General features: G+C 47.0%; 9 protein-coding genes and 1 pseudogene. 4 read left to right on the top strand and 6 right to left on the bottom strand.

Features of this window, described 5'->3' with window-relative positions:
- Positions 1-45: 45 nt before the first annotated feature.
- Together AC50X8_RS11085 and AC50X8_RS11080 are read left to right on the top strand one after the other, a co-directional pair.
- Positions 46-1,086 carry a M23 family metallopeptidase gene (locus AC50X8_RS11085; RefSeq protein ID WP_494859491.1) on the top strand — a complete coding sequence of 347 codons (1,041 nt, stop codon included), beginning with the start codon at positions 46-48 and terminating at the stop codon, positions 1,084-1,086.
- A 24-nt stretch (positions 1,087-1,110) separates the two neighbouring features.
- The gene (locus AC50X8_RS11080; protein ID WP_494879779.1) at positions 1,111-1,548 is read left to right on the top strand and encodes a bactofilin family protein; all 438 of its coding nucleotides are present in this window, start codon (positions 1,111-1,113) and stop codon (positions 1,546-1,548) included.
- A 353-nt stretch (positions 1,549-1,901) separates the two neighbouring features.
- On the opposite strand, the gene AC50X8_RS11075 is transcribed toward AC50X8_RS11080, so the two are convergent.
- From AC50X8_RS11075 to AC50X8_RS11060, 4 genes are all read right to left on the bottom strand, one after another.
- Positions 1,902-2,705 (bottom strand): ABC transporter permease, encoded by an 804-nt coding sequence (locus AC50X8_RS11075; RefSeq protein WP_056034144.1) that lies wholly within the window; start codon positions 2,703-2,705, stop codon positions 1,902-1,904.
- Positions 2,698-3,600: an ABC transporter ATP-binding protein gene (locus tag AC50X8_RS11070; protein WP_056034307.1), complete on the bottom strand. Its 903-nt coding sequence runs from the start codon at positions 3,598-3,600 to the stop codon at positions 2,698-2,700. The genes AC50X8_RS11075 and AC50X8_RS11070 overlap by 8 nt, the downstream gene beginning before the upstream one ends.
- Positions 3,601-4,261: 661 nt before the next feature.
- Positions 4,262-5,212: an LCP family glycopolymer transferase gene (locus AC50X8_RS11065; protein WP_056034152.1), complete on the bottom strand. Its 951-nt coding sequence runs from the start codon at positions 5,210-5,212 to the stop codon at positions 4,262-4,264.
- Between the two features lie 13 nt (positions 5,213-5,225).
- Positions 5,226-5,657: a PilZ domain-containing protein gene (locus tag AC50X8_RS11060; RefSeq protein WP_056034155.1), complete on the bottom strand. Its 432-nt coding sequence runs from the start codon at positions 5,655-5,657 to the stop codon at positions 5,226-5,228.
- Between the two features lie 428 nt (positions 5,658-6,085).
- On the opposite strand from AC50X8_RS11060, the gene AC50X8_RS11055 reads away from it, so the two are divergent.
- Together AC50X8_RS11055 and AC50X8_RS11050 are read left to right on the top strand one after the other, a co-directional pair.
- On the top strand, positions 6,086-6,454 hold the full coding sequence (locus AC50X8_RS11055) for a helix-turn-helix domain-containing protein (protein ID WP_046228883.1): 369 nt from the start codon (positions 6,086-6,088) through the stop codon (positions 6,452-6,454).
- A gap of 1,111 nt (positions 6,455-7,565) precedes the next feature.
- Complete coding sequence (locus AC50X8_RS11050) at positions 7,566-8,321, top strand: collagen-like protein (RefSeq protein ID WP_235533124.1); 756 nt, start codon at positions 7,566-7,568, stop codon at positions 8,319-8,321.
- A gap of 220 nt (positions 8,322-8,541) precedes the next feature.
- Here the strand turns inward: AC50X8_RS11050 and AC50X8_RS11045 are convergent.
- Together AC50X8_RS11045 and gltB are read right to left on the bottom strand one after the other, a co-directional pair.
- Positions 8,542-8,685 (bottom strand): annotated as a pseudogene (locus tag AC50X8_RS11045) (transposase); the annotation flags it as partial.
- 183 nt (positions 8,686-8,868) lie between these two features.
- Complete coding sequence (gene gltB / locus AC50X8_RS11040; RefSeq protein ID WP_494879775.1) at positions 8,869-13,470, bottom strand: glutamate synthase large subunit; 4,602 nt, start codon at positions 13,468-13,470, stop codon at positions 8,869-8,871.
- Positions 13,471-13,842 lie beyond the last annotated feature (372 nt).

The raw sequence follows: 13,842 nt of genomic DNA, 5'->3' as shown, positions 1-13,842 counted from the left end.
TAGAACGTTCTAAATTCTCATACCGGCCGGAAGGAGAAACCTCTATTGAATCGATCGTCTAATTCAAAGTGGTCGTTTGTAGTCATGCGCGGCGCTGACAAAACCGTCAAGCAGTTTCATGTCTCAAAGCGATCCGTCATTGCGGCCCCTGCCGCAGCTGCACTGGCCGTGTCAGGCTGCTTTGCCGCCCTCCAGATCAAATCGGTCTTCGAGCTGCATGAGCTTGAGGCGCAGCTTCAGGAGCAGGCGACGCAGCAGGATGAACAATCTCAGCAGTATCAGCATACCGTCGCCAATAAGGATGAGACGATCCTCGCCCTACAGCAGCAGCTGGCAAGCCTTGCTCAGCAAACCGAGGACATGCAGACGCGTGTAGATGAGCTGCTTGCACTGGAAAACAAGCTCAAACAGTTCATCGACAAATATGGCAGCTCTGACTCTGGGATAGACACGAGCAGCCACAAGCTTGGGCAACAATCTGAACAGTTGTACAAGCGCGAGCAGGCTTTGGCACAGCAAGCCGGTTATGATACGAGCGGTTCCTTGCAAACGAGCGGGATGTCCTTTCGAGCTTTGGCTTCCTCTACCTCGTTTGACGTTCAATCGTTAAGCGCAATGATCGACTCTTTGGAGGAAACGATGGCGCAGACGCTGCGGCAAGCACAGATAAGAAGGCAGCAGGTTGATTCCTATCCATCAGGCTGGCCTACCTATTCGAAGAAGCTGACGTCCAGCTTCGGCTACCGCAAAGATCCTTTTACAAGGAAAGCCGTCTTTCATGCCGGCATTGATATTGGCGGCAAAGCAGGCGATCCTGTTTTCAGCGCGGCGGATGGAACGATTAAGGAAGTCGGTACTGGAGGCTCTGAGGGCAACTATATCATTATCGACCATCATAACGGGCTGAACAGCGTTTATATGCATATGCAAAGCATAGAAGCCAAGGAAGGAGAACAGGTCGTGCGGGGCGAGAAAATCGGCCTGCTGGGCTCTACAGGCAGAAGCACGGGGCCTCATCTTCATTTTCAAATTATGCAGGGCGACGAGGCCGTCAATCCTTTGCCCTACTTGCTTCAACCATCCTAAGCTGCGAAACAAGGAGGTTTTTCCATGTCTATTTTTAAGGAAAACAAACGAATATCCCCTACGGATACACTGATTGGACAGGGGACCCATGCGGAAGGCAAGCTCATATGTGAAGCAGGCCTGCGTATTGAAGGCGAATATCGTGGAGACATTGAATGTGTTGGAGATGTCATCATTGGCGAATCTGGAGTAGCTCGTTCAAATATAACGGCGAAGGATTTGACTGTAGCAGGCAAACTTTTCGGGGATATTACGACAAAGGGTCGGCTCACGATTACTGCAACCGGGCAAATCACAGGAAACATTTATGCCCATTCCTTAATTATTCAAGATGGCGGAAGCTTTAATGGCAGCTGCCATATGGAACGGGGTCAGGCCCCGCTCACACGCCCGCTTTCGGAAACAGACAGCGCAGGGAAAGATAACGGCAGCAATCGGGATAAGGCCCGTCAGGCCGTCTAGCAAGCGTCCAGTGTGTGCCAATGAACCACATATAAGCATATAAGCAGCAGCTTGAAGCACTCAGCTGAAACCACATAGAACAAGCAATCGGATTGGATTAGGGGAAGCAGCCTGCTAACAGCATTCGGGAACATACTGTGCAAAAAGCTTCACTTATATTTGAACATACAAAAGCAGGGCAGGCGAATTATCGCCTGCCCCTTTACTTTTTACTTGCTTTTGCTTTTGCTTATTTCTTGCTAATCCAGCTGTGCACCTTATTCAGGAGTCAGGCTGGCAAGGTTCCTTTTTTTCTACGAATTAGAACTAAGCCGGGGCGAGCTCCCATCTCCCATCATGCTTATGCGGCTTCACTACGCGCCAACGTCACGCTTAGCGAATACAAACCAGGTGAGTGCTGCGAATATTGCATAATACACAGCAAGCACGCTTATCGCGAAGCCGAGCGTCCGATCACCAACGTTTCCGGTCAAATAAGGCACCAAATCCAATTGGACGAAAAACAAGTAGTCCACCCATTTATAATTCATCAGGCCGATAAATGGACCGATGGAAATGGAGGAAAATACGAGGAAAATGGATAGCCCGATAGCAAGCCCGCCGCTCCGGAATACCGTTGACAGCATAAACGCTATCATCGAGGTCACAAGCAGGGCAATAAAGCGCATCAAATAATATTTCATATTATATACTGCCGCTGAGCCTTCAAATTGGCCATCAGCAACTAAAAAACCGTGAATTTCTGCAGCCGTTACATTCGTATGGTCAAAAAACAAAAAATTGAACGCAATAGTAAATGCATATAGCAGCACAACCTGTAACACCGCGAACAGCACGACTGAAATATATTTGGACAATAAAATTTTCCATCTCATCCACGGGCGAATAAGCAGCAGCTTAATCGTTCCGCTCGTGAACTCCTCAGCAACGCTCCCCGCCGCAACGACGGATGTGAACATGGCAATAAGCATATAACCTACTGCTGATTCATATTTTACAAGTGTCCACATCGATACCGCACTGTCTTTGGACATAAAATAAACGGGTACGGTCATAAATACAACCAATGCCAGCAGCAGGCCCGTCATAATCCAAGTTCTTGTGCGGAGGTATATTTTCATATTTTCATTCAATAGCAGCTTGCTGAAGTTATACAATATGACCGCCCCCCGTCTTCTCGAGGAACCGATCCTCTAAAGATTGATGCTGTGCCTGAATGCCGTATACTTTAATGCCTGCCGCTACGAGCTTTGCATTAAAGCTAGCGACCGCTTCCTTATCCGCCCCAATGGCAATGGCGTGGCCAGCCCGTTCCCCCGCTATTCCCTCATTAGCCGCAACAGCCAGCGCCGACTCTAAATCGTCCACTTCAAAAACGACCCGCTGCGTTGCATTCTGTTCCGACTCTCTGTTCTTCTCGACCTGGACGACCTCCACTAGCTTGCCCTGCTGGATAATGGCTACCCGGTCGCACATCAGCTCCATCTCGGCAAGCAAATGGCTGGAGACGAATATCGCCAGTCCCTCCTGCTTGGCCAGCCTTTGCAAATAATCGCGAAGCTCACGAATGCCCATGGGATCCAGTCCGTTCGTCGGCTCATCCAGAATGAGCAGCTTGGGCCGATGCAAAATCGCCTGCGCCACACCAAGCCGCTGCCTCATGCCAAGCGAATAGGTATTCACTTTATCATGAATGCGCGAGCCAAGGCCGACGAGCTCCGTCACCTCCTGAATACGTGAATGCTCAACACCCGGAACCATCCGGGCAAAATGAACCAAATTTTGATAACCAGTCATATATTTGTACATCTCCGGATTTTCGACAATGGCACCGACATGGCGAATCGCTTTCTCAAATTGCTTTGAGATGCTGTGACCATCAATTTTGATCTCGCCTTCTGTTATTGAAATGAGGCCGACCATCATTCGGATCATTGTCGTTTTGCCGGCGCCATTGGGACCGAGGAAGCCGAATACTTCACCAGCCGGCAAGTCAAGACTGAGATGATCAATGATCGTCCGTTTGCCGATGCGCTTCGTTACATTTAGCATTTGTACGATTGGCTGCTCCAATTTTTATTTCCTCCTTCTCCAGTGGATCGCATGTCCTGTCACATTTCTAATAGCGATCTAATAATGATCTAACATTAATCTAACTACAACTAACCTTACCTAGTATAATCGAATTAGGAAACGATTGGAATATGTACACGAATCATAGAAAAAGCCTCCTGCTACACAACTTCTGTAGTCAGGAGGCTTTGGGATGCAGGATAAAAGCTCGTTTGATAGGGATCAAAATCAGATTTAGCAGTTAGCGGGATCACTCCGCCTGTTGCGCCTTGCATTTGTGCCTCCAACTTGTTAGCATGGCCAGCTTGGGCCTGAGCACAGGCTCTACAACAACCTAGCCGATTTACTACACGGAAAAATCCGGTTCGGAACAACACATTCGCTTGCCCAGTAGGTATCATGTTTTGGCATCCGACGCAATAGAACTGCTCCTGAGGCTGAATCACCTAATCACTCCTTGTATACTTAATGTATCATAATTTATGTAAAATGTTACGTAATGTATCTGTTTGTTTATATTTTATGGTATTTAGCGAATAATGTCAACAGAAAACTCAAATTTTGTCGCCTTACAGAAACATCGAACCCTGACACCGATATGTCAGGGTCCTTATCCTCTTTTTTATAGAAGCCGAAAGCTTTAAACCGCATCCGTTTCTATGCTCATTTGTTTTTTCAGAAGCTCGTGAATTCGATTCCGCTCCTGATCGCCGACGATGTAATACCATACTTTATCAATCATCGTTCCGCTGCCACTTATTTCAATGCTATCCACCTTTTCGATCCCGGTCCCATATTCTTTAAAAAAGGTTTTCATCTCGTCAAACGATATATTCGTTCTTACATTGTCACCCATCTCCGCAAGCAGATTGCTTATTTGCGTAGCTCCATATAAGGTAAATACATTGGAAATGAGCTGCTTTAGGACGGCGCGCTGGCGGTCATTTCTGCCCCTGTCCCCCTTCGGGTCCTCATATCGCATGCGAGAATAAAGCAGCGCCTGCTCTCCATTCAATTGAATAGGCCCTTGCTCAAACGTATGACCACTGAAATCAAAAGCATAAGGATTGTTGACGGTTACTCCGCCAAGCTCGTCTATGATTTTTGAGAAACCTTCCATATTGACCCGAATATAATAATCAATCGGATAATCAAGAAAATGCTCTACCGTCTGCTTTGACATTTCTACCCCGCCAAAAGCGTAAGCATGGTTTATTTTATCCGTCGTGCCATGTCCAATAATAGCCGTTCTCGTATCACGCGGAATGTTGAACATAAAGATCGAATGCTTGAGCGGATTCACCGCCATGACAATCATGGTGTCTGTTCGTCCCCGATCATTCGTTCTTTCATCTACACCCATTACTAATACGGTGAACGGCTTCTCCGCAGTTATTGCTTCTTCTATGCCGGATATTTGCAGCTCCGAATCTGAGCTGACGTATGGTGTAGATATGATGGGCTCGAACATATCAGCAGCCGTTTTTTTAAATTTTCCATAAAGATACCAGCTGTATAGGGCCGTTCCCAAGCCAGCGACCAGACATACGGTGCTGACGATAATAAGTGAGCGTTTCACCCATCGTTTCACCCGAAGAGCCTCCTCATTTGACAAAAGTGCTTCCTGCGTTCAAACTGCGATATAGCTGATGGATTTTCCGCTGCTGCGGCTGTTGGGCGAGTAATTCTTCGTTTAATAGGCGGGTAATAATGGATTTGATAAGCAGTGGGGGCTGGAAATGCATACCGTACTCGAAAACATTATCCGTTCGTTTACGCCAAACGACATTTCCCTGAAGCCGGATGTTTTTGCCTGAAAGCTTCATGCGGACTTCTACCATGTACATCCGATGTACGGGGAGCCTTAAGGAAGACCAAAAGCATAAACCCTCCTGGCTTAAATTCAGCACTAATACCGTTCCAGTAGATGGACTCATTAAATGGCCATGCCGATTGAGCAGCCTCAATCCTGCTTTAATGCCTGGCCTCAGCTTTAAACGCACCTTGCTGCGTGAGTTTTCCTCTTTACCGTCCATTTATTTCTCCTTATAGGTATAAAGTGATAATGACTTGGAAATAATTTGATACGTTATGTATCAAGCTTTTCCTTCACTTTAAGATACAAATTGTATCATGTCAAGCAAAAAAAACGTCTAACAATATTTTTTGCGACATTTCGTTGCAACAAATGCAAATCTAACGTTTCCGTATTAATATAGGTGTAGCAGTTATAATCCAATAAGTGTGTATACAAACTAGGTTTTGCATAGCAAAACCTGCCGTTTATATGTTGTAAGCAAGTTTATGCTTACAAAGTTGGTTTGCTGAGCAAACCTAAGACTATGCTTACGATGCTAGTTTGCTTCGCAAACTCAAGTTAATGCTTACGAAGATGGTTTGCTGAGCAAACTAAAGTTAATGCTTACGAAGATAGTTTGCTTCGCAAACTTTTAGGAGGGGTCATATGAACATAGGCAGCAGAATTGCTCAATTGAGAGATGACAGACACTGGACACAAGAGCAAACCGCAGCAAAGCTAGGCATTTCACGCGCTGCTTTATCTCATTATGAGAAAAATCGCCGGGAACCGGATTCCGAGACATTGAAAAAATTTGCCGATCTATACCAAGTATCCGTTGATTTTCTGGTTGGACGCACCCTTCATCCGCAAACGGTACTTAGTGACGATGTCCGCAATTTTGCCGAGCATTTGGAATTATCCGATGATGAAATATTGGAGAAGTTTAATTTGAGTATTGATGGGCGTAAGTTGACAGTGGAAGAAACGAAACGGTTTATTGCTTTTGTACGAGCGGAGAGAATGATGAATTAGACTATTTATTTGGATGGTGAATTCACTAGCGGCGGCCATTTCTCTGGAGGAATTCCCATTTGCCTAAGTATATCCTTTACATCTAGTTCAATACGGCCTGAATTTTTCTCTGCCATCTTCGTATCCGACTCCTGCCTTATGTATAGTTTGAACAATACTGTTATTATACCCAATACCTTACTGGGAATTTGTCGTAAGGTGGGAGCACGATTGTTCTTTTTTTGTTGTTTTTTTGTCGAATTACGTAGATTTAAGGTAAATATTTTTTGTTTTTTGAAATACTTTTCATTTTTCCTAAATTAGTGAACAGTGCTTGTACGAAAAAGCAAATATTAAAACCTGCCCGCATAAGCAAATGCTTATAAAGATGCAGCATAAAAATAATAAAAAACGGCCCTCAGTTAAGTTTTATTTCTCGACAAATAATCGTTCGAACAAATATAAAAGTAATAATGTCTGTTATGTTGTGACGCCATTAGCCCATCTGAACTTCTATACCGTTCAGGTGGGTTCTTATTTTATAAAGCTATACCGATTAACCATTAATTTAACGGGCACCATAGTTTAATCATAAAATTGAAAGAACGACTGGACAAGCACATCCAACTGACAAAGTGGTGGGTCATCTCGTTGCTTCCTTAGACGGATTACGTTCAGCCGCTGCCATCAGGCTCTCCGCTCCTTCTTCAGCCCATCGTTCATCTTAATATTAATTTATGTAATCATAACTGAAAGAGTGTTAGATTTTGTGCTATAACACTACCCTAGCATAAGCCCAAATTTTTGGAAATAGTTTCTAGTCTAGCCGATTGCAGGTTATTAGTCTATACCTAAAAAAACCGACTCACGTACACTGAACAATCTTTACAGGGAGGTGTCGTGATTGAGTTGTTCCGATATAAAAAAACGGTGTAAAAATAAAACCATAGTGGTGTGCCATCCAAAAGGAAAAAAAAAGAAACGTCGTCATCGCGTAATTAAAAAGCTTGTTTGTAAAAATTGTCCCCCGCCTGAAGGACGGCAATTACTTCAAGGACTTGCGGGAGCGATTGCAGAAGCTGGACCTCAAGGACTTGCAGGAGCACTTGGACCCCAAGGATTAGCCGGGCTCGTGGGAGCAATTGGCGCACTTGGACCCGAAGGAATTGCAGGAGCACTTGGACCCCAAGGAGCAGCAGGAATTGTAGGAGCGATTGGCGCACTTGGACCTCAAGGACTCGCAGGAGCACTTGGATCCCAAGGAGCAGCAGGAATTTTAGGAGCGATTGGCGCACTTGGACCCCAAGGACTCGCAGGTGCACTTGGACCCCAAGGACTGGCAGGACTGGCAGGAGCAATTGGCGCAGCTGGACTGGCAGGACCTGCTGGTCCTGCTGGAGCAGTAGGTCCAGCGGGTCCAGCAGGAGCAGTGGGCCCAGCGGGACCTGGAGGGCCAGCAGGTGGAGTATTAGGCTTTGCAGATTTTTTCGCCTTGATGCCACCTAATAATGCAGCAACTGTTGCTCCCAACACGGATGTAAGTTTTCCGCAAGATGGTCCAATTAGTGGGACTGCAATTACCCGTATAAATGCGAGCTCATTTAACTTGTCTGCAATTGGCACATATCAGGTTTTGTTTCAGGTTAATGTAAACGAAGCGGGTCAACTGATTTTAACACTAAATGGCGCTGATCTGGCCTATACGGTGGTCGGGCGTGCAACAGGAACTACTCAAATAGTAGGAATGGCACTTGTGCAAACAACGGTCATTAATTCAGTACTCACAGTTCGAAATCCTGCTGGCAATTCCACAGCACTCACAATCACTCCATTAGCTGGAGGAACAAGGCCAGATTCCGCACATCTTGTTATTATGCAGATCGCATAGAGGGGAAAATATAATATTTTTCGATAAAATGCCAAATATCAAATAGAGGCCGCCCTCTTGTTTAATGTGTACATGATTAAGCTAATGGAGAACCATAGTGCAATGAATTCTGTAAAGACAATCACACTGCCTTATTCAGAGGTTAGTGATTGTCTTTTCAGTGTTCTAACGCCTTCTTGAAGCCTCGACCAGACTCGCTCATATCCGCGTTCCATATTTACCCATTCCGAGTATTCGTTGTTGCTTTATTTTTCGCCTCATGCTTCTTGTAGCCCAGATATGTGTCCATCTCCGCTTCTAGCATCTCTTGAATGGCCTCTGCAAACAGCTCTTTAAGCGCATTTTGCGCATCCTGTGCTGTCACCTATTTGTTCCCCTTAAAAAGAGGCAAAAAAAAGCATCCTCAATGAAAATGAGAATGCTTGTTAAAGATATAATGTGATACTTCATTTGTAGCTTTTAGTGGCGATAGGGATTAACCACATACACAACAGTTAAGTTTACATATCGGAGAGCCGTTTTTCATTTATCTATTGGGCAACATGGATCAGCCGCCTGTACGGGCAAGCTCTTTCATGCTGGCTTCAAATGCTGACAGCAGCGCTGCATCTTCCTTCAAACCGGAATCTTCAGCTTTGCGGATATACTCCAGCATTTTCTTGTAATCTTTCGGAATGACTTTTACGAATTTCTCAAGCGATAGATCCCAGTCATTCAATACACGGCCGCCAATGGCGCTATCCGTATAGTCAACATGGCGTTCAATCAAGCCGCGCAATTCAGCCATATCCGCTTCCTCTTCAAGACGCTCAAGCAATACCATTTCGATATTGCAATGCTTGTAGAAGTCGCCTTGCTCATCGTAGATGTAAGCAACGCCGCCGGACATACCAGCTGCAAAGTTACGGCCAGTCTGACCAAGAATGACGACTCTGCCGCCCGTCATATATTCGCAGCCATGGTCGCCTACGCCTTCAACTACAACGCTCACTCCGCTGTTGCGAACCGCGAAACGCTCCCCAGCAATACCGCGAATATAAGCTTCGCCGCTAGTTGCTCCGTATAGTGCCGTGTTGCCGATAATGACATTTTCCTCAGCGGCAAAGGTTGCTTTCGATGAAGGAGCAACAATGACCTTGCCCCCGGAAAGTCCTTTACCTACATAGTCATTCGAATCGCCTTCCAGCGATAGCGTAATGCCTTGAGGAACGAAAGCGCCAAAGCTTTGGCCTGCTGAACCAACGAAGTGGAAGGAAATTGTATCCTCTGGCAAGCCCTTCGCGCCATAACGACGAGTTACTTCACTGCCAAGCACTGTTCCAACAACGCGATTCGTATTCAAAATTGGGAATGTACCGCGTACTTGCTCCCCATTTTCCAAAGCGGCTTTCGCAGCCGGTACCAGCTCCTGAACATCAAGCGACAAATCCAAACCGTGGTTTTGCTCTTGTGCACAGTAACGAATAGCATCCTGAGATACTTCCGGTTGATACAACAGCGGCGTCAGGTCAAGACCTTTCGCTTTGTAATGCTCAGCCAGATGCTTCGCTTCAAGAATATCTACGCGGCCAACCATTTCCTGAATCGTACGGAAACCAAGCTCAGCCATAATTTCGCGCAGCTCTTCACCAACGAAACGCAAGTAGTTGACTACATGGCTCGGATCGCCCATAAATTTCGCGCGCAGCTCTGGATTTTGCGTGGCTACGCCGACCGGACACGTATCCAGCTGGCAAACACGCATCATTACGCAGCCAAGTACAACAAGCGGTGCTGTCGAGAAGCCATACTCTTCAGCGCCGAGCAAAACAGCGATCGCAACATCGCGTCCGTTCATCATTTTGCCATCTGTTTCAAGCGTAACGCGATCACGCAAATTGTTGATCATCAGCGTCTGGTGCGTCTCAGCCAAACCAAGCTCCCACGGCAGTCCGGCATGACGAATCGAGTTCATCGGAGATGCGCCCGTTCCTCCATCATAACCGCTGACCATAATAATGTCGGCACGGCCTTTGGCAACACCTGCTGCAATCGTACCAACGCCAACCTCGGATACGAGTTTTACGTTAATGCGCGCGCGCGGGTTAGCATTTTTCAAGTCATGAACAAGCTCAGCCAAATCCTCGATGGAATATATATCATGATGCGGTGGCGGCGAGATTAAGCCTACGCCCGGTGTGGAGCCCCGAACCTCAGCAACCCAAGGGTATACTTTACGTCCTGGCAGCTGTCCGCCTTCTCCTGGCTTCGCGCCTTGCGCCATCTTGATTTGAATTTCATCCGCATTGACCAAATAGTTGCTCGTTACGCCGAAGCGTCCCGATGCCACCTGCTTGATTGCACTGCGGCGGGAATCGCCGTTCTCATCCGGAATGAAACGCGCTGGGTCCTCGCCGCCTTCTCCCGTATTCGAACGTCCGCCAAGGCGGTTCATCGCAATCGCTAGGCTTTCGTGCGCTTCCTTGCTGATCGAGCCGAAGGACATAGCACCGGTCTTGAAGCGTTTCATAATCGATTCCAGCGGTTCAACCTCTTCGATTGGAATCGCCGTTCTGCCATCCTTGAACCTTAGCAATGAACGAAGCATCATATGCTTCTTGTCCTCGCCTTGAACAAGATTGGAGAATTTTTTGTAAAGCTTATAATCGTTGGAGCGAGCCGCCATTTGCAGAGTGTGGATCGTCTGCGGACTAAACAGATGGTCCTCGCCGTCTTTACGCCATTGGTATTCGCCGCCAGACTCAAGCTCCGTTACACGGCCTTCTTGGTCAGCGTAAGCCAAGTTGTGATATTTAAGCGTTTCTTCTGCAATTACATCAAGTCCAATACCGCCGATACGCGAAGGTGTCCAAGTGAAATATTCATTTATGAGTTCCTCTTTCAAGCCAAGCGCCTCGAAGATTTGAGCGCCACGGTACGACTGAATCGTGGAAATACCCATTTTGGACAATACTTTCGTTACGCCTTTAGTAGCAGCTTTAATGAAGTTTTTGACCGCTTTCTCATGCGAAATATTTCTCAGCAAGCCTTGGCGAATCATATCATCAAGCGTCTCAAATGCCAAATACGGGTTAACCGCACTCACGCCGTAGCCGAGCAGCAGCGCAAAGTGATGAACCTCGCGCGGATCGCCGGATTCAAGCAAAATTGCTACTTTAGTCCGCGTACCTTGACGAATCAAATGGTGATGCAATGCGGATACGGCAAGCAATGCCGGAATCGCTGCATTTTCCTTATCGATACCGCGGTCGGATAAAATAAGAATGTTATGCCCTTTGTCGATAACGCGGTCTGCTGCTTCGCACATTTGCTTCAGTGCTGCGCGCAGTCCCTCTTCCCCTTCACTTGCCGTGAAGAAGATCGGCAGCGTAATCGACTTGAAGCCCGGACGGCGAACATGGCGAAGCTTCGCAAACTGTTCATTGGAAAGGAGCGGTGTCTCCAGCTTAATGTGGCGCGCACTTTCCGGCTCCGGATTCAATAGATTGCGCTCAGGTCCGATTGTCGTACCTACTGCAGTAATGATCTCCTCACGAATCGAATCGATTGGCGGGTTCGTTACTTGCGCAAACAGCTGTTTGAAATAGTTGTACAAACGCTGAGGACGATCCGACAATACAGCAAGCGGAGCGTCATAGCCCATTGAAGCAATCGGCTCCATGCCGCTGCTTGCCATAGGCTCAAGCACTTTGCGCAAATCTTCAAACGTATAACCGAAAGATTGCTGGCGCTGCTGTACCGTCGCATGATCAAGCTCAGGCAATTCAGGCGCATCCGGCAAATCTTCAAGATCAATCAAATGCTCGTTCAGCCACTCGCGATACGGGTGCTCTGTCGCAATTTGCTTCTTCACTTCCTCATCGGAAATGATTCTGCCTTCCTTCGTATCGATCAGCAGCATCATGCCTGGACGCAGACGGTCTTTGTATAAAATGTCCTCTGGCGGAATGACAACGGTACCCGCCTCGGAGCCTAAAATAATATGGTCATCCTTCGTCACGTAATAACGAGCTGGACGCAAACCGTTGCGGTCCAGGAAAGCGCCGATCTGCACGCCATCTGTAAAGGCCATTGCAGCCGGTCCATCCCAAGGCTCCATTAAGGTGCTGTGGTATTCGTAGAAAGCTTTCTTGTCATCATCCATGCCTTCGTGGTTGGACCATGGTTCAGGAACCATCATCATTGCCGCATGCGGCAATGAACGCCCCGACAAGTATAGGAATTCCAGCGTATTGTCAAACATCGCAGTATCCGAGCCATCTGGATTAATAATCGGTTTAATTTTGTCCATATCGCTGCCGAACAATTCCGTCTCGAACAGCGTTTGGCGCGCATGCATCCAGTTCACATTGCCGCGGAGCGTATTAATCTCACCGTTGTGAATTAAATAATGGAACGGATGGGCACGTTCCCAGCTTGGGAAAGTGTTCGTACTGAAACGGGAGTGGACAAGCGCCATCGCTGTAACGACGGACTCATCGTTAAGCTCCACATAGAAGGAGCCAACCTGTTCAGTCGTAAGCATGCCTTTGTATACGATTTTCTTCGTGGACAAGCTCGGGAAATAGAACATTTCTCCGCCTTCTTTGCCCGAGAAGCGAATGGCGATTTCCGCCCGTTTGCGAATGACATACAGCTTGCGCTCGAATGCCAAGACGTCCTTCAAGCTTTCGTTCTTGCCAATAAATACTTGGCGGACAAAAGGCTTAACCGACTTAGCAGATTGACCGAGCTTTGCATCATTCGTCGGCACGGTACGCCAAGCGATGAGCGACTGGCCTTCTTCACGAATAATAGTTTCAAGATCGTTCTCCAGCGAACGGCGAACGTTCTCATCCTGCGGCAGAAACACCATACCTACGGCATATTCGCCTTCGCTTGGCAGCTCCACTTCCATACGCTTCAGCTCATTTGCAAAAAACGTATGTGGAATTTGAAGCATAATGCCTGCTCCATCTCCCGTATTTGGTTCGCTGCCTTGACCGCCGCGATGCTCCATATTCTCCAGCAACGTCAGCGCCTGGCGAATAATCTTGTGCGACTTTCTTCCTTTGATGTTCGCCACGAATCCCATGCCGCATGCATCTTTCTCAAATTGAGGATCATACAGACCTTGTTTCGGCGGTAATCCAAAAATTTTCTCTTTCATTGTGTGCAACCTTTCTATCAGAAGATTTTTGGGGCGTGCATAACGGAACCAAGCCGATCGCTGTGAGAACAAGCAGTAATGCTTCATCAAACAGGCTTGTTGCTTGATAGCAAAGCGGTTAGCAGAGCCAAACCGCCAGCTTATCACTTTGCATAATTACTCAAACGACTGTATCCGGCAGCGCGCCGAATAGGTGTACACAAACTTTTTAGCTGCACTCGCAGGGAAACGTTCGTGTTATGTTGAATAAAATTAAGCAGCGCTGCGGGGATCGTTTGAGGTTGACCATATTCCGGGCTGTATTCCGCCACTTGCGATTATTACAGTATTTTAACATCAGGCCAAAACGGAATCAATTTAATATTTTCATAA

The organism is Paenibacillus sp. JT22N15 (assembly GCF_059383755.1).
The sequence above is the reverse complement of the archived record's forward strand: the minus strand, read 5'-3'. Positions and strand labels throughout refer to the sequence as shown.